This window comes from uncultured Methanobrevibacter sp., from assembly GCF_902764455.1.
Lineage (GTDB): Archaea > Methanobacteriota > Methanobacteria > Methanobacteriales > Methanobacteriaceae > Methanocatella.
Genome location: NZ_CACWVY010000010.1, coordinates 41,329 through 62,420 on the forward strand (window position 1 = coordinate 41,329; position 21,092 = coordinate 62,420).

The following is a 21,092-nucleotide window of genomic DNA, read 5'->3' on the forward strand; positions in this document are numbered from 1 at the left end:
ATATTTATCAATAAAAATATATTATAAAATGTTATATTATAACGGAGGAAATTTAATGGACCCAATGTATAAAATAGGAGAAGCTCTTATTGGAGACGGCCCTGAATTAGCACACATCGATTTATTAATAGGCGATAAATTTGGCCCTGTTGGTCAAGCTTTTGCTAATGGTTTATCTAATCTTTCTGTAGGCCACACTCCATTAACAAGTGTAATCAGACCTAACTTAATGACCAAACCGGCTACTTTAATTATTCCTAAAGTAACTGTTGGTGATTTAGATGATGCTAGTAAAATATTTGGACCTGCACAAACTGCCGTTGCAAGAGCAGTAGCTGATGCAGTCGAAGATGGATACATTCCTAAAGATATTGTAGAAGATATTGTTATTAATGTAAGTGTATTCATTGATCCATCTGCTAAAGATTTCAGAAAAATTTATCAATACAACTATGGAGCAACTAAATTAGCTATTAGAAGAGCAATGGACGGATACCCATCTATTGATAAAGTACTTGCAGAAAAAGACCGTGGAACTCACCCTATTATGGGATTCAAAGTCAAAAAACTTTGGTCACCACCATACTTACAAGTTGCTCTTGACTTAGATAATGAATCTGCAATGGAAAGAATCATTGCTGAATTACCTGACAATGACAGAATTCTTCTCGAAGCAGGAACTCCTCTTGTTAAAAAATTCGGTGTTGGAATTATCGGAAAAATCAGAGCTTTACGTCCGGATGCATTCATCATTGCTGATTTAAAAACTTTAGACGTAGGTCGTGTAGAAGTTAAAATGGCCGCTGATGAAACTGCAGATGCTGTAGCTATTTCTGGTTTAGGTACTATTGAATCAATTGCAAAAGCTATTCATGAAACTCAAAAACAAGGTATTTATTCCATCCTTGATATGATGAATGTTAAAGGCTTTGCAGATAAATTAGCTTTACTTCCAGATGATTTAAAACCAGATATTGTTTTATTACACAGAAATGTGGACATGGAATCATATAAAGCTGAACATGGTGAAGACACTGGTGACATGACTGAATGGGGTAACATTAAAGATATTAAAGAAATACTCGGAGATAAAGGTCTTATTGCTGTTGCTGGTGGTATTAAACCTACAAATGTTGAAGAAGCTATCAACAAAGGTGCAAACATTATCATTGCAGGTAGGTACATCATTGGTTCTAGAGATGTAAGAAGAGCTGCACAAGACTTCTTAGAACATTTCGATCCAGATCCAGACAACATGAGACTTGCTATGGATGAAGATGAAAACATTCAAGTAAAAGAAGACTAGTAAATTAGATTTATTCTAATTTACAACTATTTTTTTTTAAAAAGGAGTTTTTATTATGGGATTTTGTAATTCATGCGGCAGACCAATTGTAAAAGAAGATTACGGTACTAATAAAGACGGAAGCTTAAATGATGAATTTTGCATTGACTGCTATCAAAATGGTGAATATACTGAGCCGGATATAACTCTAAATGAAATGATTGTTAGAAAAACATTGGAAATGATGGAAAAAAATCCAAGATTGCCTGAAACTCAAGCTACAGGTATTACAGCAATGTTTATCCCTGGATTAAAAAGATGGAATCCTGAGTTTCAAGATGATTATAAAGATTTTAAAGATCTTTAACTTCTTCCTTTTAACATAAATTCTTTAACTTTATTGGCTATATACTCGTCACGACTGCGGGTATTTTTGATATTGTATAATTCTTCTTCTAAAGCATTGTATTTGTCAACAAGTTCATTGTATTCCAGACGAAGTGAGTCGTAATCTTTTTCTAAATCTTCATTAAGTTCATACATTTCAGCATAACTGGTTTTAGTATTGAGATTTTCCTGTTTTAACTGATCATATTTTGAACTAACTTGATTATAGCTTTCTTTTATTGAGATGTGTTCTTCTTTTAAAGTGGAACATTTGGTTTTGAGGTTTTTATTTTCTTCCTTAATGCTGGTGTATTTGGTTTTGAGGTTTTCGTTTTCGGTTTTAATATTAACGAATTTGGTTTTAAGGTTTTCATTTTCAATAATCAGTTTGGAATGTTTGTCCCTGATTAAATTATTTTCATGTTTCAAGTCATTGATATTATCTTGACGCAAGGATTTAAATTTATTTTCCATTTCAGCCAAATCATCATTTTTTTGATCAATTTCGGCTTTTAAACTTTCAATTTCATTTTGAAATCCTAAAGTGGAGGGATTAATGTTTTCTTCAAGTTGCTGTTCCAATTCTTTCACTTCCTCAACATGCAAATAATTTGCTATTTTTAATGCTTTATTTTCTTCCTCTATGCTTTTAAAGTTTTCAATTTCTCCTTGAGGAATAATTAACACTTCTTCTTTGTTTTGGTAAATGTCTTCATGTTTTGGCACAGTGATTTGGATTTGTTCTGTTGTGTATTTTTTCCTCTCACCGTTTTTTAATGTTCTATTATATTCCCTGGAATATTTTTTTACAATACCTTTACCAACTTTCATAGTTAAATCCTCATTAAATGTTATGTTTGTTTTTAATTATATATGTTACCTATATCCTGATTTTATTCAGTTATTTTTTTAATTTTTCAAATCAAATGTATTACATATATTAAGTTAAAAATGCAAAGTTATAATTGACGATTCTGCTGCAGCATAATTTTGGCAGATGTCATTTTAAAGATTTTCATTTATTGATTGGGGGTAAAAACTATTAGGAAAGTATTGGCTTCACTTGTAATTTGCATTGTTTTAATGCTGACTTTAAGTGGAGTTTCAGCAGAAGAAATTGGCGCTGATTCATCAGTCGGAAATGGAGATTCTGTTTCAGTTGAACCAACATACACTCTTGTTTATGCCATCTTTGGCATTTTATTTGTTTGTGTTTTGTTTTACAGATCATATATACAAAATTGACTTTCAATCTTCAACTTATTTTAAAGTATTTAAGAAGTGCATTACAAAGTATTCTTATGAAAATTTTTGGTATTTGCGCTAGCCCTAGAAATAATACGACTGCATATGTTTTAAAAACTGCTTTAAGTCAGCTTGAACAAGAAGGTTTTGAGTGTGAAATGTTTACCTGTCAGGCTAAAAGCATTAAACCATGCATGCATTGCGATTATTGCTTAGAGAATAAGAAATGTATCATTGAGGATGACATGCTTGAAGTTTACAATAATCTTCAGGAAGCTGATGGTATTATTTTAGCCACTCCAGTTCAAAGTGGAGGCATAAGCAGTAATTTATCAGCGATAATGGATAGGACAAGGGCATTGGAAGCCATTGATTATAATCTGCTTCGCGGAAAAATTGGAATGAGCATTGCAGTTGGAGGGGACAGGACAGGCGGTCAGGATTTCGCCCATCTGAAAAATGTAACATATTTCATGATTCATGGAATTATCCCCGTAAGCGGCGGACCTTTTGGTTCTAATTTAGGCGCATCATTCTGGTCAAATGATTCCATTGAGGATATTAAACAAGACAGTTATGGAATGGAGTCTTTGAACAGGACTTTATATGAATTTAAAAATTTTCTAAATAAATATATTTAAATATTAAAATCAATTTATATTAATAATAACTAATTTTTAAAGGTATATCATGGCAAATAAGTTAGTAAGGGGCAGTTTGATAATTTTCATTGGAAATATAATTTTCCGTATTGGTGGTTATCTGTATCGTTTTTTAATGGCTACATTATTAGGGCCGGCTAACAATGGTATTTTAGGAACCACTATGTCCGTTCAGGGAATTTTTCAAACTTTAGCTTCTGGAGGTCTTCCTCCTGCAATATCAAAATATATTGCGGAATATGAGGCTGTAGAAGACCATAACATGGCCAGGCAGACTATTTATACGGCATTAAAGATTATGGTTTTCCTGGGTTTGGTTTTAGGATTCTTAATGATTTTTGTTATTGCTCCGCTTTTGGCTAATAATTTCATGGGTAAGCCTGAAGTTCAAGTTCCGCTGCAAATCATTGGTTTGATTACTCCGTTCAGTGTTGTTTTGGGTGCATTCAGAGGTGCATTTCAGGGAGTATACAAGATGGAATATATTGTTTATACTCGTGCAATTGAACAGTTGGCAATGATTTTATTTGCAACCGCATTTGTTTTAATTGGATTTTCAGTTATTGGAGCTCTATGGGGTACCGTTATTGGTTATGCCCTTGCAGCGCTTTCTTCAGTTGTAATATTCAAATTTTATATGCCGAAATATATTCCTAAGCCTACCGGTGATTTTAAATTCCCATTTCGCGAAGAGCTTAAATTGGCTGGAATGCTTGTAAAATTCTCTATTCCAGTTATCATTACAGCTATTGCTGAAATGCTTATTTATAATATTTGTACTCTTATTATGGGAAGATTTTTATCATTGGAAAGCATCGGATTTTTCACAGCGGCCGATCCTATTGCAAGATTGCCTTTGATGATTTCTATTTCTGTGGCAACTACAATCCTGCCTGCTTCTTCTGAGGCATTTAAACTTAAGGATATATCTGCACTTCAAAAATATGTCGGTGAATCTTATAAGCTTTCATTATTGTTTGTAGTTCCAATGTGTATAGGTCTTGCTTTATTTTCCGTACCGATTTTAAGATTGCTTTACTTTCAAATTCCCGCTTATGCAGCCGGGGCTCCTGCTTTGGCAATACTGTCTGTTGGTATGACATTTTATTCCATATTTGCAATATCAACCAGTATTATTCAAGGTATCGGAAACCCTAGAATTCCTATGTATATTTTAATATTCGGTTCCATTGTTACTGCTGTTCTCTGCTGGATATTCGCTCCAATTTTAGGAATTGCAGGAGGTGCGGCCGCAACAACTATTGCATGCTTCCTGATGATGATTCCATGCATTTACTTTGTATTTAAACTCACTAAAACAAAGCCGCCGACAAAATCTGTTGTTAAAATATTGTCTGCTACTGCAATCATGGGAATTGTTGGACTTTTGATTCCTAAAAATACAATATTGCTATTCCCTGGAATAATAATATGTATGATTGTTTATTTCTTTGCATTGATTCTTGTTAGATTTTTCACAAAAGAAGATATCGAAACTTTAAGAGGCTATTCTTCTAAATTAGGACCTCTATCCAAATTTGTAAATAAATTATTAAGCTTTGTTGAAAAAATTGAATTTAGAAATAAATAATTAAAAAGTTATTTAAATTATAAAAAATAAAACTTTCATTATATATAATTGGGGGATTATATAATGGCTGATGTTAGTGCAGGTGTTGAGTATAAAATCAATGTAGACGGGAATTCCTTTTTACTTGATAGTAAAAAATATCAACTGTTGGAATCCATTTTGGATACAGGTTCTTTAACAGATGCGGCAAAATATGTAAATGTTTCATACAGGACTGCATTGAATTACATTGAAAAAATCGAGTCAACACTTAATGTTAAAATTGTTAGTACCACAAAAGGTGGAAAAGGCGGGGGTGGAGGCACTACCCTTACTGAAGAAGGATATTCAATATTAAAAGAATGTAAAAAGATTAATGCAATTATGGAACTCCACAAGGATGTCAATGAAATTGAAGCAGTTATTGTTGACATTGATGATACGAAAGGTGTAATGACTATTAAAATGGAAGAATTCCAAATTAATGCTCCATTAAATAGGAATTATGAAATTGGAGATAAAATATTAGCTTTGATTAGCTATGATAATATATTTTTAATGTTGGAACCTCAAACTTCAAGCATCCGTAATATTCTCAAAGGTCAAATCGTTGAAATGAGACTTAAGGGCGAGATTATTCGTGTTAAAGTCGATGTCGGCGGTGTGGAGCTATGCTGTGATATTACAGTTTCTGCTGAAAAAGAATTGAATTTAAATATTGGAAAAGAGGTTTTTATTGGATTTAAAGCTATGTCAGTAGCTACTTTAAAATTATAAGGGTGATTTTATGTTGCAAATTTTAGTTGATGAAGATAAATGTATTGCTTGTGGTAAGTGTGAAGAGATTTGTCCAAAAGCTGCTAAAATTTGGAAAGTTACTAACGTTGCACATATATTGGACTTAAGATATTGTCATGTTTGTACTCTATGTGCAATGGAATGCCCTACAAACTGTATTAAAATTATACGTCCTGGTCAAGAAGGGTAAATGCTTGAAGGTAAAATCAATTTAAAGATAGGTTATATTATGACTAGAATTTCGAATGTTTCAAGAAAAACTTCAGAAACTGACATTAACATTAAAATGAATTTGGACGGCAGCGGTAAATATAATATTTCTACTGGCGTGAACTTTTTTAATCACATGCTGGAGTCATTTTCAAAACATAGCATGATTGATTTGGATGTTCAGGCTACCGGAGATATTGAAATCGATGACCACCACACTATCGAAGACGTTGGAATATTGTTGGGTCAGGCTTTCAGTGAAGCTATCGGAGATAAGAAAGGAATCAAAAGAATGGCACATGCTATTGTTCCTATGGATGAATCCGTAGCTACTGTTGCTATTGATATAAGCGGACGCAGCTATTGCAATATGAATCTCAAATTCAAAAATGAAAAAATTGGTGATATGACCTCAGGTATAGTAATTCACTTTTTTGAGTCATTTGCATCAAGTGCTAAAATTAATATTTACGGTACTGTTGAAGGTGTAAATGATCATCACAAAGCTGAAGCTATCTTTAAAGCATTTGCAAAGTCTTTAAAAGAAGCAGTTAAAGTGGAACATGACCAGATTCCATCTACAAAAGGAGTATTATAGTCCAATACTCTTTTTTATTTTATTGTTATTCTAATTTTTTTACTTATTGTGTTGTAGTTTGAATTTCCAGCATATTTGAAAACTGCACTGTATTTTCCTTTTTTGGTTAACTTAACATTAAAAGCGGCAATTCCTTTTGAATTGGTTCGGGCTTTGTATGTCTTTTTGTTTACTGTCAATTTGATAATGCTGTTTTTAATGACTTTGTTTTTGTTGCTCTTGAATGTCACAGTTACCTTTTTGGTTTTTGATTTAGCCTTAAATGTTTTGGAAGATGCAGTAAGCTTTGGAGTTGCCTTTTTAACTGTTACTTTGGTGGTTTTTGCTGATGATTTATAGATGTTGCTTCCTGCAAATGTTATTTTTACAGAATATTGTTTGGCAGGCAGATTTATAGATAGTTTAACCTGTCCGTTTGCATCTGTAGTTTTATTGTAGATTTCACTGTTTAACCTAACAATAACGTTTTGTTCTGCTAAAACATTACCTTTAACGTCTTTAAGTGTAACGGCAAGATTTTTGGCTACGTTATATGTGGTGCTAATGCTGGGAGCTATTATTTGTGAGTCCATCTGATTAATGATAATTCCGACATTTTTGGATGAAGATAAATAACCCTCATCTCCGTAAAATAGTATTTCTGCAGTATAATTGCCTGGAATCAAGTCAATTGTTAATGTGGCTTTTCCGTCAGCATCGGTAGTTAGAGTATGATTTGTTCCGTTCAATTCAATTTTAATCTCCTTTCCTTTTACTGCATTACCTTTTATGTCTTTTAAAGTGACGACTAATTTTTCATTTGAATTATAAGTGGTAGTCATGTTAGTTGTTTCAATGACTGTTTTTGAACCTACATTAACTGTAAATGTATTGGAATATGCCTCTCCTTCCAGTTTCCCCTCATTGTATTTCAGTGAAATTTCATGATAACCTGTTGGGAGGTCTGAAATCGCTGCTGTGAATTCACCGTTTTCTATTTTATAGTAATCAGGCAGGTTTTCATCTATTGAAATGGATAAGGAGTTAAATTGACTGTTAGGAGCTTTGAAGGTAATATTTACATTAGACCCTGTTTCAACTTCAGTTGGAACGTCGGCGGTTATATTTTGTGAGTTTTCAATTACATAAACTCCTTCAATCAGGTGATATTCTCCGCCGGAAGTGTCGAAATCCAAATAAAATTTATTTAAACCTGTGATTTTGCTTGAAAGGCGAACTGATGATTTTCCATTTGTTATTGTATCTGAAGCCAATAATATTCCTTTTTCATCATTGTTATAGTCATATACATTGAAAATACCTTTGACCCAGTTATTTACCTGTATTGAAATTGTGAATTTTTCATCAACGCTCACATAATCCGGTGAAGTTACAGCTGGTGGTGTTAAACTACTTAATATTTCATCCTCATCATGGCCGATAATTTTATTGTCTCTGCGAACCTGCAGTCCTGCCCAGACAAAAACCTCTTTGAATTTATTTTCTAGTGCATCGTCCATTGATTTATTTATTAGTTTCCAGTATTTGTCTGCATCTTTAGGATTTTGGACAAATCCTCCGAAGTAATGCAGTCTGTCTTCACTGAATCCCAACTCCTGACCAATTGCATATGCTTCTTTGTGATGCGGATTTTCATATATGACCCAATCGTAATCCTCAATTTCAAGAATGTCAAGTTTGGAAGGTGAATATGCATCAACAAGGTAATTTACATCTCTTATCATTGGAGGAACTCTATCGCTATCAGTAACACTTGGCGGGAAGAAGAGTGCCATATATGACCCGTTACTGTACCTGTCCCCCTTGACGACTTCACGAAGGGCATCACTGTATTGTACCAGCTGCTGATTCAGCCAGTGCATGACTGCTTTGTCATATTCACGGTTCCATGCATTATCATATTCAGGTATGGCAGTGCCGTGTTCAGCCAGGTATTTTGCTTTTGTTGAATTGTCATAGAAGCATGGGGGCTGGTTTGGCCATTGATTTTCATTCCACCACCACCAGGCTTCACCCATCTGCAGAATAGGTTTAAATCCATTACTTACAATAATGTCCAGACAGCATTCACTCACGTGCTGCATATATGGAATTACATCCTCATGGCATGGGCTGTATATGAATGTTGACGGGCTCCATCCGGTCATGGCAAAATTGCCGCTGATATCCATTTGCCTCCAGCTTTGAGGGCATTGTAAATTCTCCATGGAAAGACTAATGATGAGGTTTTCAACACCATTCTTTTTAAGTTCACGTGAATAACAATCCAACCAGGCTCTAAATGCAGCGTTTAATGGTACATTTTTATTCAAAACCATTTTTTCAGTTCTGTTGTGGTTGAAACCCATATCGGTAATCACATCTCCGGCAATGCCGCTTTTTTCATAGAAATATGAGGCGCCAACGTATAGGTCAACCCACTCAACATAGCCTAATTTTCTCATTTCTTTGCTAATTCTCATCGGATTAAGATTATAAATGTCGTCATATCCTTCACAAAGTCTGTACTGATGAGAAGGCAATGGCAATTGTTCGTTATGGATTTCTCCATTGACGACAGTTATGTTAAATATTTTACAGGTAAAATTTTCATTTTCAGTAATTCTATATTGGGAGTTGTTTTCAACAAAATTTTCAGGTAGCAATGAAAGCATGATATATTTCAGGTTACTTACATCCAGTTTTGTTTCTTTATCAACAATCACGCTTTGTCCGGTCCTGTCCAGATATGAATTTCCAGGCAGCAATGTTAAATTATTGAAATCGATGATGACATGACGGTTTTCAATAAAACGGTTCATTTTGAGGAAATATGTTTCACCGGTATTGGCCGCAATAATAATGTTTATTCTGTTGTTTGAAAAATCCATACATCTGCTCATCTCATAATCAAATTCCAGTGTCACGTCAGTATAATTGCTTCGATTTCCGTAGCTGATATAGGGATGCTGTATGGGGTCTTTTGAATTCCAGTATAATCCGACAATGTCGTTTTCGGTACGGAAAGTTCCGGTAACGATCAAATCACGGGGTGTTTCGCTAGTGACAGATGCACTTGATTCAAAATTGTTGTTTGTAATCCAGCAGTCACCACGGAAAAGATAGTATTTGTTGTCATAAGGGTTTTCCTCATAATTTTCAATGCTGTTTGGATTCAATGCGTTTTCATCTCTTGTATAGTTTTCAGGTGAAGTTATATAAAAATCATCTCCATTATGGGAGGTACTGGCCAATTCATAAGAAGAATCGCCAATGATTTCAGTGTTATTTTTAACTGCATTGTCAGCTGCATTTACAGCGCTAATCATCATTATTAGCAGAATGCAAAGCATTAAAATTTTATTAATTTTCAAAATAACACCCCAATATTTAAGATTGATACTATTTATTTAAGTTAATATTTATTAAAGTATTCTAAGTCTTAAATTCACAGTGGGTGCAATATTATTAAAAATCAGTTGATGGAATGGTCTCTTTTTGGATGGTCGGTTTTAAAAAATAAAAAAATAAAAGTAGCAAAGGATGCTACTTATTCTGGTTTTGAAATTAAATCTGTTTTACAACCTGGGTTTCCTTCTTTCATGTGAGGGGTTCTTAAAACAGTATCATTTGCTTTTTCGATTTCTCTTGCTTCTTGTGCTAATTTAGCATGTCTAAGTTAGCAACGGATCCAGCCATTTCGTATGCAGCAATAGCTTTTGCTTTTGCGTATGGGTTAGCGAATCCACCAGCTTCTGCAGCTTTTTCAGCAGTAACTATGAGTTTAGGTAATTCAATTTCACCAGCTTCAGCTTGTGCAATTACATCGTCAATGGTTTTTTGGACTAATCTTAATGCTCCGGTTTCAGCTAATACTTTTAAGATGTCGGAGTTGAAGATAGCCATTTCAGTTGGGTCTAACCATTCTCTTTTTGCACCAATCATTGGGTCGGACATAACGATGATGTAACCTAAGCCTTGTTCATCCATTTCATCTTTTTTACCTTTACCAGGTGCGTCACCAATGATAATAGCAGGAACATCTTTTTCAGATAACATTTCTCTTGCTTTAGCAGGTCCAGGAGCTCCTGGGTTTGGGCTAATGAAAATTGCGAAATCAGGTTCGAAAGCGTCTATTTTAGGAACAACGTCTTCTACTTGTTCTGGGTTCATTTTTGCTCCAGATCCAAAGGTTCTTACATCGATGTTTGGTCTGTCTGCTCTTTCGTCTAACAATAAGTCAATAACCGGTGAAGTACCGATATTACCACTTTTAATAATAGCAATTTTAACTACCATATTTTAGTCTCCTTATTTGTAATTAAAACTTTAATGTAGAAACTATTTAAATTTTATTATTTAAAAATTTCAGCGACTAATTGTTATTTTTGTTTTATTATATTCGAACAATTTTTAACTTATTATTTGCTTAAAAGAGTGTTGTAAATTTAAAAAAATCAGGTTCAATCACAAATAGGAATATTATCCTAAAATTAATAATGCTTAAAAAATTTTTTAAAAATAGAAAAATCAGTGGTTCCGACGAGACTCGAACTCGTGATCCCCTCCTTGTAAGGGAGGTATCATACCACTAGACCACGGAACCAACAATCATTATTATGATTTTACTATTATATATATCTTTCTATTTTACCAAATTTTTACTATTAAAATTAATATATTAGTTTGAACATATTAACAAATATTAAATAAAATGAAGTGATAAAATGGCATGGGACGATAAAGAAACAAAAGTTTGGATGGACGGAGAATTTGTCGAATGGAAAGATGCAAACATTTCAGTACTTTCTCACGTTGTACATTATGGTACTAGCGTTTTTGAGGGTATTCGTGCATATGAAAATGAAAATGGTGTTGCAGTATTCCGTTTAAAAGAACATGTACAACGTTTATTTGATTCTGCAAAAATTTATAAAATCGATATTCCTTTCACACAAGAAGAAATTGAAGAGGCAATTTTAGAAACTCTTCGTGTCAATGATTTAGGGGCATGTTACATACGTCCAATTGTATTTAGAGGATACGGAGAATTAGGAGTAAACCCGTTAGGATGTCCTGTTAATGTAGCAATCGCTGCTTGGGAATGGGGATCATATTTAGGAGAAGAAGGAATGGCAAACGGTGTAGATATTGGTGTTTCATCATGGAGAAAACCTGCACCAGACACTTTCCCTGCACTTGCTAAATGTGGTGCTAATTACATGAACTCCCAATTAGCAAAACTTGAAGCTATTGAACACGGATATGATGAAGCTATCATGCTTGATTACGAAGGTCATGTTTCAGAAGGTAGCGGAGAAAACATTTTCCTTGTAGAAAACGGAAAATTATTCACTCCATCAATGTCCTCATCCAACCTCAAAGGTATTACAAGAGACTCAATCATGACTGTTGCCCGTGATTTAGGTTATGAAGTTGTTGAAGAAGTAATTTCCAGAGAAAGATTATACTCTGCCGATGAAGTATTCTTCACTGGAACTGCAGCTGAAGTAACTCCAATTCGTTCAATTGACCACAGACAAATTGGTATTGGAAGAAGAGGACCAGTAGCTGAAAAATTACAAAAAACATTCTTTGACATTGTAGAAGCTAAAATTGAAGATAAATTCGGTTGGTTAAGTTATATCTAAGCGGTGTGATTCATGGATATAATTCAAGCAATAATTATTGGTATTGTTCAGGGATTAACTGAATTTTTACCGGTCAGTAGTTCAGCTCATTTGGTTTTTATCCAAAATATTTTAGGTGTTGAAAGTTCTCTTGCTTTCGATACTTTTCTTCATTTGGGAACTTTGATTGCAGTAATGTGGTTCTTTAGGTATGACATTATAAAAATGATCAAATCTTGGATTTTAAGCATTGAAGACCTTATTCAGGGTAGATTTCAGGAAGGTTTTTACAAAGATCCTTATAAAAGACTTGCCTGGTATGTAATTTTAGCTACAATTCCTGTTGGTATTGTCGGAGTATTATTTGAAGATTCTGTAGATGCTTTGTTTTCAGGTGCTTTATACGTTCCAGCATTTTTCCTGTTTGTAACAGGTACAATACTTTATCTGTCTCAAAGAATGGCCAGTGGAAATATTAATATGGATAATATCTCCAAAAGACAAGCTTTATTGATGGGATTAGGTCAGGCATGTGCAATTTTACCTGGTCTTTCACGTTCAGGTACTACAATTGCTGCAGGTCTTGTTGCAGGTCTTGATAAGGAATTTGCTGCAAAATTCAGTTTTATATTGTCTATTCCTGCTATTTTGGGAGCTTTCCTCTTACAGGCTAAGGATATCGGTTCAGCAATGGATGCAAACTTTTTGCCTATAATTTTAGGATTCATAGCATCAATTATTGCTGGATATATGGCTATTAAGTGGATGTTGGATTTAATTAGAAACAGAAGCCTGGATATTTTTGCATACTACTGCTGGGTAGTGGGCATAGTTGTATTCATGGGTTCAATAGCACATATATTTTAGATGCGTTTAATTCAAAAAAAAATAAAATCAATTATCATATGATAATTGATTATTTAACTACTTTTATTTTTTTAGTTAATGTGGTTGTTCCATAAGTTGGTTGACTTGAAACCTACTTTAACGGTATATTTTTTATTTATTTTTAATAAGTTAACGTTAATTTTAGCCTGTCCTTTGCTGTCTGTTGTTTTGAAATAAGTTTTACCGTTAATTTTAAATTTGACTTTAACATGCTTTATTGCTTTTTTATTTGCGTCTTTAAAGCTAACAACAAATTTTCCATTTTTACGTATTGTAGTTTTTGAAGCCTTAATAATTGGTTTTACTACTTTTACTTTTATGGATTTGGAAGTTCCTGTATATTTGTTTCCTTTGTAAATGACATTTACATTGAAAGTTTTAGGAGTATCTTTAATTTTAAAGCTTGCTATTCCTTCATAGTTAGTAGTGGCAGTATAAGTTTTACCTGATATTTTAAGGGATACTTTTTCTCCTTTAATGCCCTCATTATAACAGTTCACTAATTTTACGGATAATTTTTTGCTGCTTTTATAATATTTTGTAAAGTCCTTTGCAATCAATGTTGAGTATTTTGAATTCACATCCAATTGCAGTATCTGATTGTCAAGTTCTGCATAAACCACATCGTCAATGTCTGTTGGTTTGATATTGAATGTTGCAATGCCATTCACCAATTTTTTTGTAATTTTTTGTGAATTGGTGTAAACTGTAACTTCCAACGGAAGATTAATACTTTTATTTAATTTATGAACCTCTTTTGTTTCATTGTCAAAGTAATTGTTTAAATCCACAATTAAAACATTATTTTTGTTTTTATAGACAATGCCGTTATTTGATGTAAATGTCATAATCAGCCATCTGGAAGCATTGATTTTTTCAGGATGGTGATCACCGCTATGCGGAGAGTAATAATATGGACTTATATTGTTTTGACCCCACCAGCAGTATAGTACACTTGCATTGTCGTCTAATGAAATATCTCCATAATATTTGTCTTTAATAATGTAGTTTCCGACAATTGCACAGTTTTCCATGATAAGCTCGGTATCCTTATAATTATTAGCTACTACTCCATGATATCCTGCATGATTTTGTTCGATAATACTATTATAAACTTTTGTTATAACATGCTGACCGCTTGGCGGTGCTAAAATTGCAGCTGCATAATATTTTACATCATTATATCCGAAATAACTATTGTTTATGACGGCATAATTATGATTACTTATGGCTCCGGCAGTATAGTTTGTAGTTAAATATTCGAATCTGCAGTTGTTGATTGTTGCATTTCCAAGGTTTAACAAGGCAGCTGCTGAGTAAACTACAAAATTATTTGAAAATATGCATCCGTCCAAATTTATTTTTCCGCCAGACGCAATACAGCATCCCACACTTTCTTTTGCAGTCATTATGTTTTTAGTAAAATTGGAATTTCTAATATTTGTTTCTCCCAGTGTGTAAATGACTCCTCCATATTGAAATGCAGTATTGTTTGTAAAACATGTATTTTCAATATTCAGTGTTCCGAAATTATTGTATATGGCGCCTCCATTTCTAAATCCTTGAGAATTGCTTAAAATACAATTTTTAATAGTAATTTGTCCGCCTTCATTATAAATTAGTCCACCATTGTCAGTTAAATTACCGTTTGTTAATGTAAGATTAATTAAAGTTAATTTGCTGTTTGAATTCATTGTAAATAATCTTCCGGATAACTCACAGTCGATTATTGTATTTTCTTTTGATTTACCGATAAGTGTAACAGATTTATTTAATGTAATATTTCTGTTGTTTTCACCTGCATATTTGCCTTCGTTTAAATATACTGTAGTGTCTTTCGAAGTGTAATCTATAGCATGTCTTAAGCTATTATAAGGATTTTCGGCACTTCCGTCTCCCGAATAATCATTGCCATTAGGTGAAATATATGCTTCAAATGTATCTGAACTGGTAATATTGGTATTCTGGTTGTCTGTTGCACTAACTACGTTTATTGTAGTTATTATTGATAAGATTACTAAAAGTAATAATATTTGTTTAAGTCGTCTATTCATTTTACCCTCCATGTATAAGAATGTTCTTATCGATAGTAGTTTTGTAAAATAGAATTAATAAAGATATCTAAATGAATTTAACATTGATTTGTGATGGTAAATTTTTGGTGATAGGGTAAAGTAGAAAAAGGTTTAGAGAATTAATCTCTATTTACATACTTTTTCTATTCTTTTTCTAAGTCTTTCAACGGAATTTCCTAAGACAAGTGCGGTATACATTGCTCCTCCGGCTCCGGCACCTTCCTTAACAAATCCTTTCAGGTAATTTTTAAGCCCTTCATGTTCTGATTTTTCAAATTCAGGGTCTACAACATTGACGGTAATGCTATCGTCAATCTGTTTTAATATTCCAAAGAGGTCTGCAGTTTCATCACCTGCAACAAAAACAGTTGTGGATAGGTTAATTCTTGAAAAATCAAAGTTAGGCTGAATTGATTTTACTATAGCACAAACTGCAGCCATTTGAGTCCCGCCGGCTAGAATAATTGGAATTTCTGATCCCAATACTATTCCTGACATTGCCGCAAGTGTAGGGTCTCCAACTGCTCCGATAGCCTGCATTGCATCGATGTCATCTGTTTCAGGGTCAAGGCCAGCATTTTTAAGTCCTTCATCAACACATTTTGTTTTCATGTCATGAGGATTATGAGGCATGCTGCCGCTCACTTTTTCATTTGCATCATAGCCAAGTGCTCTCAAAACTCCTAAAGCGGTGGTTGTTCCTGCTGCAATGCTTTCGCCAATAATCAGCATTTCGTGTCTTCTTGATAATTCGGCACCTAAATCCTTTGCATTTTCAAATATTTCAAGAGGATTCAAGACTCCTTTCCCGGTTCTTATGTCTCTTCCATAGTCTTTTCCAAGATTTACATATTCAACGTCAGGTTTTATTTTAGACCCTGCATCAACAATAACAAATGGGATATTTGCAAGTTGTAGTGCTGCTTTGGTAAGTCTTGCAGGGGTCGGTGCAGCAGCATCTCCAACTACTGTTTCAGCTGGAGCTTCACAGCATCTTACTTCACCTAAAATCATGAATTCCGCATCTGAAGCTGGGGTGTATTCAGTTAAGTCTGCTGAAGGACCTGCACCGGAAATTCCATCTATCAATGAAGTTTCTGTTGTACCGATTGTAAGTAAAAATACCGGATCATCACATTCCTGTAACCTTTTTGTGAGTTCATCTGATCCGTAAGTTTTAATTCCTTCAATCATTATTTTCACCCTGTTTTTTCAATAAGTCAATAATAATTTTATTCTGATTAATAATCTTTTTATTCTGAAGCATGATTTTCTTTAACATTTCCATTTCCGGAAGTTCATCATCCCTATAGAATTCCTTACCGTCCCTTGCTCTTGGAGGAATCTTGATTTGGTCTTTTGGAGGAAGTGCTGTTTCATCTTGCACAGGTTTTTCATCTGACCTTGGAGGTATAACTCCTCTTGAAGCGCTGTCCTCATTTGAAATAAAGTCAACATATCTGTGTGTTACCTTATTTTTTGACCTTTCATCAAGCAATTCCATCAGTCTGTCGTCTACTTCCTTAACACCGTGAAGTTCTTCCTGTTCTACCTCGTGGAGCAACCTTTTTTGAATATTGTATGCATTGTAAATTGGAATTCCACGGGTTTCACATTCATTTTTGAACATATCGTGGATGTTAATGTCTCCGGTTAATTTTTTTACTCGTTTCTGTTCTGGAGTATTTGCACTATAAAATCCCATATTTTCACTTATGTTTTTTAAATTAAAAAAATATTTTTATATTTTAATTATTAAATATTATGTATTAAATAAATTTTTTAGTTGATTGATTTGATAAGTTTAGGAATTGAAGGAACAGCAGAAAAAACCGGTGTGGGAATTGTAGATAGTGACGGTAATATATTAGCTATGGCTGGAAAACAGCTATTTCCAGAGGAAGGGGGAATTCACCCGAGATTGGCTGCAGAACACCATGCCGAATGGATTCCTAAATTAATACCTCAGGCTATTGAAGAGTCAGGTCTTTCTTATTCTGATATTGATTTGATTTCCTTTTCACAGGGTCCTGGTCTCGGTCCTGCTTTGAGAATCGTTGCAACATCTGCAAGAAGCCTGGCACTATCACTTAAAAAACCGATTATCGGAGTCAATCACTGTATAGGGCATGTTGAGGTTGGAAAACTTGATACTGGTGCTGTAAATCCCGTATCACTTTATGTAAGTGGAGGAAACAGTCAGGTCATTGCTTATGAAAGCGGAAGATATAGAATTTTCGGAGAAACCTTGGACATTGCCATAGGAAACTGTCTTGATCATTTCGGCCGTGAAACCGGTTTGGGCCATCCTGGAGGGCCAGTCATTGAAAAATTAGCTAAAAAGGGTTCATATATTGACTTGCCTTACATTGTTAAGGGAATGGACTTTTCATTTTCAGGATTGCTCTCAGCAGCTCTAAGGGAACATGAAAAGGGAACTCCTATGGAGGATATCTGTTTTTCACTTCAGGAAACAGCCTTTTCAATGCTTGTTGAAGTAACCGAACGTGCACTCTCACACACTCAAAAAGATGAAGTGATGCTTTGCGGCGGAGTTTCAGCAAATTCAAGACTCAGAGAAATGCTTAAAACAATGTCTGAAGAGCACGGCGCCAAGTTTTACATGCCTGAGATGAAGCTCTGCGGAGACAATGGGGTCATGATTGCATGGTTGGGTCTTTTGATGTGTAACGAATTCGGACCGATGGATTTGTCCGACACTGGAATAATACAGAAATTCAGAACAGATGAAGTTGACATTCCATGGATTGACAACTCCAAAAGCTATTTGACACTTCCTGACGAGTTAATTGCCAAAGGTGCAGAATCAAACATAGTCAAAAGTGAATATCTTGGTGAAAAAGCGGTTCTAAAAGACAGAATATCCAAAAAGTATAGGATTTCTGAAATTGACAATAAAATCAGAAAATCAAGATGCAAACTTGAAGCCAGGCTCTTGTCTGATGCTAAAAGAGCAGGTGTTGTTACTCCAGTTTTATATGACATTAATCTGGAGGATAAATCAATTCTGATGGAAGAGATTGAAGGAGTCATGGTCAAAGATATTATTGATGATGATCTGGCATTCAGAATAGGTGAAAATATTTCACGCCTTCATTCTGCCGACATTATCCACGGAGACATTACTACTTCAAATATAATGCTTAGAGATGACCAATTGGTTTTCATTGATTTCGGACTTGGAAGACACTCTCAGCTTGAAGAGGACAAGGCAGTTGATTTGCTTGTATTGAAAAAATCCCTTCAAAGCATTGATTATAACTTGGCTGTAAAGTACTTTGATTTGGTTTTGAAAGGGTATGATAATGAAAAGGTTGCCGGTCATATTTCAGATATTGAGTCCCGCGGAAGATACACTCACTAATTTTTTTGGTTAACTATAATAAAAATATAATTTATATTTAAACATATGATAACATTTATAACTGGTAACGAACATAAAGTAAAAGAAGCAGAGAATATTTTCAAAGATTATGACATTAACTTAAAGCATATTGATTTAGGTTACGAAGAACCTCAGGGAACTCTTGAGGAAGTGGCTATATCAGGCGCAAAATATGCTTGTCATGAACTTGACTGTCCTGTGATTGTAGAAGATGCTGGTTTATTCATTAGAGCTTTAAATGGATTTCCGGGGACATATTCACATTATGTTCAGGATACTATTGGAAATCAGGGAATTTTAAAGCTATTGAAAGATACTGATGACCGTTATGCCGAATTCAGGTCAGTTATTGGGTATTGTGCTCCCAATTCTGAGCCCAAGACTTTTTTAGGCAAGGTCGTAGGTGAAATCGCAGTTGAAGAAAGAGGAGATTTAGGATTTGCTTTTGATCCTTTGTTTTATGTTCCTAGTGAAGGTAAGACATTTGGAGAACTTACAACTGATGAGAAAAACCAATTTTCACATAGAAAAAATTCATTAAAGAAATTTATAGAATGGTATTCTAGTCAAGAGTAGGATTATTTTCTGTTTATTGGGCTTATTTAAGATTTAATAAATTTAAAGAGGTTTATATTATGGCAAGACCAGAATGGGTAACTTATAGTGACGAAGAAATTGAAGAAATGATTTTAAAATTTAACAGAGAAGGTAAAAGTACTTCTGAAATAGGTATTGTATTAAGAGACCAATACGGAATTCCATCCGTTAAAGATGTAACTGGTGAAAGAATCACTGAAATTTTAAGAAGAAACGGTCAAGATGGAGAATACCCAGAAGACTTATTAAACTTAATTAAAAGAGCTGTTAACATCAGAGATCACTTAGAAGAAAACCCTAAAGACTTACACTCAAAAAGAGGTTTAACTATTATCGAATCCAGAATCAGAAGATTAGCTTCTTACTATGTAAGTGAAGGTAGATTACCAGAAGGTTGGAGATATAATCCAAAAGAAGCAGCACTCCTTGTTAAATAGAGCTAGTGAAGCTACTGATATGCTCAATGAGCATATTGAAAAAGATTCAGTTATAAGATTAATTTCTCATAACGATGCTGATGGAATTTCAGCCGCAGCAGTTATAGCTAATGCTTTAGCTGAAGAAGATGTTCAATTCCATACTACTATTGTCCCACGTCTCAAAGAAGATATGGTAAATCAGCTCAGAAGTGAAAAATATGATTTATTTATCTTCTCTGATATGGGAAGTCCTTTCATTAAGGAATTTAACACTTATAAACATGATGTTATTGTTGCAGATCACCATCAGGTAGATGGTACCGAAAGTGAAAGCAATGTAGTCCACATCAATCCTCACCTTTTCGGTGTTGATGGAAGTAAAGATTTGTGCGGTGCAGGTTCTGCCTATCTGGCTATTCGTGATTTGGACAAAAAACACCTTGCACATTTGGCTTTAGTTGGTGCATTTGGTGATATGCAGGGTCAAAGCGGTTTTACAGGTGTTAATAAGTTGATTCTTGATGATGCACTTCAAAGCGGTAATCTTGAAATTCATGAGGATTTAAAGATTGTTTCCAAATCAACCGAACCGATTTTTAAATCTCTGGCTTATACCTTTTCACCACCTCTTCCCGGAATCAGCGGAGATTTGGATGGCGCCCGTGAGTTTTTAGAAAGAATGAATTTGTCTTATGGTATTAAATTCACCGATTTGGAAGATGAAGAAAAGGACTTGCTTAAAGATGCTTTAATCACCATCAATCCTGAAATTTTCGGTGACTGTTATACAGTTGCAAAACAGGTACCTATGCTTCGTGATTTGGAAGAATATTCCTATATTCTAGATGCATGCGGTAAAAATAAAAAACAGGGTTTAGGTTTAAGCATTGCCTTAGGCGAAAAGGATCAGGCTTTGGATGCGGCATTAAGATTGCAGCGCCAATATCGTGACCAGATTGTCAAAGGTCTTGAATGGGTTAAAAAGGAAGGTGCTCAGCAATTAAACTCAATACAATATCTCTACAGTGAAGATAAGGTATTGAAATCTGTAATGGGTACTATTGCAAGTATCGGATTATCTGTTGAACTGTTGGATAATTCAAAACCTGTAATTGGCATGTCAAGACTTCACAAGGACATTAAGATTTCCGGAAGGACAACAAGGGACATGGTTGCAAATGGTGTTAATTTAGGAAAGGCATTAAAGGATTCTTCCAATAATTTCGGTGGTACTGGAGGAGGCCACGACATTGCGGCCGGAGCCATGATACCATATGAAAGTAAGGATAATTTCTTGCACATTCTAGATGAAATGGTTGAATATCAATTAAGTGGTGAATAAC

The 21,092-nt window shown here is 34.3% G+C and carries 19 protein-coding genes, 1 tRNA gene and 1 pseudogene; 14 read left to right on the forward strand and 7 right to left on the reverse strand.

What is annotated here, in order from left to right; translation table 11 throughout:
* Positions 1–64: 64 nt before the first annotated feature.
* On the forward strand, positions 65–1,306 hold the full coding sequence (locus QZU75_RS03590) for a bifunctional 5,6,7,8-tetrahydromethanopterin hydro-lyase/3-hexulose-6-phosphate synthase (protein ID WP_296881652.1): 1,242 nt from the start codon (positions 65–67) through the stop codon (positions 1,304–1,306).
* Positions 1,307–1,361: 55 nt separating this feature from the next.
* Positions 1,362–1,652 (forward strand): zinc ribbon domain-containing protein, encoded by a 291-nt coding sequence (locus QZU75_RS03595; RefSeq protein ID WP_296881586.1) that lies wholly within the window; start codon positions 1,362–1,364, stop codon positions 1,650–1,652.
* Here the strand turns inward: QZU75_RS03595 and QZU75_RS03600 are convergent.
* Complete coding sequence (locus tag QZU75_RS03600; protein ID WP_296881587.1) at positions 1,649–2,503, reverse strand: phosphoserine phosphatase; 855 nt, start codon at positions 2,501–2,503, stop codon at positions 1,649–1,651. The two genes, QZU75_RS03595 and QZU75_RS03600, sit on opposite strands and share 4 nt — an antisense overlap.
* Positions 2,504–2,698: 195 nt before the next feature.
* Here QZU75_RS03600 and QZU75_RS03605 point away from each other — a divergent pair, with 195 nt between their 5' ends.
* From QZU75_RS03605 to hisB, 6 genes are all read left to right on the forward strand, one after another.
* The gene (locus QZU75_RS03605; RefSeq protein WP_296881588.1) at positions 2,699–2,917 is read left to right on the forward strand and encodes a hypothetical protein; all 219 of its coding nucleotides are present in this window, start codon (positions 2,699–2,701) and stop codon (positions 2,915–2,917) included.
* Positions 2,918–2,973: 56 nt separating this feature from the next.
* Positions 2,974–3,558 carry a flavodoxin family protein gene (locus QZU75_RS03610; protein ID WP_296881589.1) on the forward strand — a complete coding sequence of 195 codons (585 nt, stop codon included), beginning with the start codon at positions 2,974–2,976 and terminating at the stop codon, positions 3,556–3,558.
* Between the two features lie 49 nt (positions 3,559–3,607).
* The gene (locus QZU75_RS03615; RefSeq protein ID WP_296881590.1) at positions 3,608–5,170 is read left to right on the forward strand and encodes a flippase; all 1,563 of its coding nucleotides are present in this window, start codon (positions 3,608–3,610) and stop codon (positions 5,168–5,170) included.
* 63 nt (positions 5,171–5,233) lie between these two features.
* A complete protein-coding gene (locus tag QZU75_RS03620; RefSeq protein WP_296881591.1) occupies positions 5,234–5,926 on the forward strand; it encodes a TOBE domain-containing protein in 693 nt (230 codons plus the stop codon).
* A 10-nt stretch (positions 5,927–5,936) separates the two neighbouring features.
* A complete protein-coding gene (locus QZU75_RS03625; protein WP_296881592.1) occupies positions 5,937–6,137 on the forward strand; it encodes a 4Fe-4S binding protein in 201 nt (66 codons plus the stop codon).
* Between the two features lie 39 nt (positions 6,138–6,176).
* Positions 6,177–6,755 carry an imidazoleglycerol-phosphate dehydratase HisB gene (gene hisB / locus QZU75_RS03630; RefSeq protein ID WP_296881593.1) on the forward strand — a complete coding sequence of 193 codons (579 nt, stop codon included), beginning with the start codon at positions 6,177–6,179 and terminating at the stop codon, positions 6,753–6,755.
* A 14-nt stretch (positions 6,756–6,769) separates the two neighbouring features.
* Here hisB and QZU75_RS03635 read toward each other — a convergent pair whose 3' ends face one another.
* From QZU75_RS03635 to QZU75_RS03645, 3 genes and pseudogenes are all read right to left on the reverse strand, one after another.
* Positions 6,770–10,108 carry a collagen binding domain-containing protein gene (locus QZU75_RS03635; RefSeq protein WP_296881594.1) on the reverse strand — a complete coding sequence of 1,113 codons (3,339 nt, stop codon included), beginning with the start codon at positions 10,106–10,108 and terminating at the stop codon, positions 6,770–6,772.
* A gap of 176 nt (positions 10,109–10,284) precedes the next feature.
* Positions 10,285–11,033: pseudogene (locus QZU75_RS03640) on the reverse strand (F420-dependent methylenetetrahydromethanopterin dehydrogenase).
* Positions 11,034–11,268: 235 nt separating this feature from the next.
* Positions 11,269–11,340, reverse strand: a tRNA-Val gene (locus tag QZU75_RS03645).
* Between the two features lie 121 nt (positions 11,341–11,461).
* Between QZU75_RS03645 and ilvE the strand changes: the two genes are divergently transcribed.
* Together ilvE and uppP are read left to right on the forward strand one after the other, a co-directional pair.
* A complete protein-coding gene (gene ilvE, locus QZU75_RS03650; RefSeq protein WP_296881595.1) occupies positions 11,462–12,385 on the forward strand; it encodes a branched-chain-amino-acid transaminase in 924 nt (307 codons plus the stop codon).
* A 12-nt stretch (positions 12,386–12,397) separates the two neighbouring features.
* Positions 12,398–13,231 carry an undecaprenyl-diphosphatase UppP gene (gene uppP / locus QZU75_RS03655; protein WP_296881596.1) on the forward strand — a complete coding sequence of 278 codons (834 nt, stop codon included), beginning with the start codon at positions 12,398–12,400 and terminating at the stop codon, positions 13,229–13,231.
* Positions 13,232–13,302: 71 nt separating this feature from the next.
* Here uppP and QZU75_RS03660 read toward each other — a convergent pair whose 3' ends face one another.
* From QZU75_RS03660 to QZU75_RS03670, 3 genes are all read right to left on the reverse strand, one after another.
* Positions 13,303–15,306 carry a hypothetical protein gene (locus tag QZU75_RS03660; protein ID WP_296881597.1) on the reverse strand — a complete coding sequence of 668 codons (2,004 nt, stop codon included), beginning with the start codon at positions 15,304–15,306 and terminating at the stop codon, positions 13,303–13,305.
* Positions 15,307–15,453: 147 nt separating this feature from the next.
* Positions 15,454–16,521 (reverse strand): nicotinate mononucleotide-dependent phosphoribosyltransferase CobT, encoded by a 1,068-nt coding sequence (gene cobT, locus QZU75_RS03665; protein ID WP_296881598.1) that lies wholly within the window; start codon positions 16,519–16,521, stop codon positions 15,454–15,456.
* Positions 16,514–17,032 carry a hypothetical protein gene (locus tag QZU75_RS03670; RefSeq protein WP_296881599.1) on the reverse strand — a complete coding sequence of 173 codons (519 nt, stop codon included), beginning with the start codon at positions 17,030–17,032 and terminating at the stop codon, positions 16,514–16,516. Before QZU75_RS03670 ends, cobT begins: the two co-directional genes overlap by 8 nt.
* Positions 17,033–17,113: 81 nt before the next feature.
* On the opposite strand from QZU75_RS03670, the gene QZU75_RS03675 reads away from it, so the two are divergent.
* Genes QZU75_RS03675 through QZU75_RS03690 form a run of 4 tightly spaced genes read left to right on the forward strand, consistent with a single transcriptional unit; the run spans position 17,114 to position 21,091 of the window.
* On the forward strand, positions 17,114–18,712 hold the full coding sequence (locus tag QZU75_RS03675; protein WP_296881600.1) for a bifunctional N(6)-L-threonylcarbamoyladenine synthase/serine/threonine protein kinase: 1,599 nt from the start codon (positions 17,114–17,116) through the stop codon (positions 18,710–18,712).
* A gap of 45 nt (positions 18,713–18,757) precedes the next feature.
* On the forward strand, positions 18,758–19,309 hold the full coding sequence (locus QZU75_RS03680; RefSeq protein WP_296881601.1) for an XTP/dITP diphosphatase: 552 nt from the start codon (positions 18,758–18,760) through the stop codon (positions 19,307–19,309).
* 59 nt (positions 19,310–19,368) lie between these two features.
* Positions 19,369–19,767, forward strand: a complete 399-nt coding sequence (locus QZU75_RS03685; RefSeq protein ID WP_296881602.1) for a 30S ribosomal protein S15 — start codon at positions 19,369–19,371, stop codon at positions 19,765–19,767.
* A complete protein-coding gene (locus QZU75_RS03690) occupies positions 19,757–21,091 on the forward strand; it encodes a DHH family phosphoesterase (RefSeq protein WP_296881603.1) in 1,335 nt (444 codons plus the stop codon). The genes QZU75_RS03685 and QZU75_RS03690 overlap by 11 nt, the downstream gene beginning before the upstream one ends.
* Position 21,092 lies beyond the last annotated feature (1 nt).

Excerpts from the sequence above, each read along its gene's own strand:
- QZU75_RS03590 (WP_296881652.1), top strand. The coding sequence starts at position 65 with ATGTATAAAATAGGAGAAGCTCTTATTGGAGACGGCCCTGAATTAGCA.
- QZU75_RS03595 (WP_296881586.1), top strand. The coding sequence starts at position 1,362 with ATGGGATTTTGTAATTCATGCGGCAGACCAATTGTAAAAGAAGATTAC.
- QZU75_RS03600 (WP_296881587.1), bottom strand. The coding sequence starts at position 2,503 with ATGAAAGTTGGTAAAGGTATTGTAAAAAAATATTCCAGGGAATATAAT.
- QZU75_RS03610 (WP_296881589.1), top strand. The coding sequence starts at position 2,974 with ATGAAAATTTTTGGTATTTGCGCTAGCCCTAGAAATAATACGACTGCA.
- QZU75_RS03615 (WP_296881590.1), top strand. The coding sequence starts at position 3,608 with ATGGCAAATAAGTTAGTAAGGGGCAGTTTGATAATTTTCATTGGAAAT.
- QZU75_RS03620 (WP_296881591.1), top strand. The coding sequence starts at position 5,234 with ATGGCTGATGTTAGTGCAGGTGTTGAGTATAAAATCAATGTAGACGGG.
- QZU75_RS03625 (WP_296881592.1), top strand. The coding sequence starts at position 5,937 with ATGTTGCAAATTTTAGTTGATGAAGATAAATGTATTGCTTGTGGTAAG.
- hisB (WP_296881593.1), top strand. The coding sequence starts at position 6,177 with ATGACTAGAATTTCGAATGTTTCAAGAAAAACTTCAGAAACTGACATT.
- ilvE (WP_296881595.1), top strand. The coding sequence starts at position 11,462 with ATGGCATGGGACGATAAAGAAACAAAAGTTTGGATGGACGGAGAATTT.
- uppP (WP_296881596.1), top strand. The coding sequence starts at position 12,398 with ATGGATATAATTCAAGCAATAATTATTGGTATTGTTCAGGGATTAACT.
- QZU75_RS03660 (WP_296881597.1), bottom strand. The coding sequence starts at position 15,306 with ATGAATAGACGACTTAAACAAATATTATTACTTTTAGTAATCTTATCA.
- cobT (WP_296881598.1), bottom strand. The coding sequence starts at position 16,521 with ATGATTGAAGGAATTAAAACTTACGGATCAGATGAACTCACAAAAAGG.
- QZU75_RS03670 (WP_296881599.1), bottom strand. The coding sequence starts at position 17,032 with ATGGGATTTTATAGTGCAAATACTCCAGAACAGAAACGAGTAAAAAAA.
- QZU75_RS03680 (WP_296881601.1), top strand. The coding sequence starts at position 18,758 with ATGATAACATTTATAACTGGTAACGAACATAAAGTAAAAGAAGCAGAG.
- QZU75_RS03685 (WP_296881602.1), top strand. The coding sequence starts at position 19,369 with ATGGCAAGACCAGAATGGGTAACTTATAGTGACGAAGAAATTGAAGAA.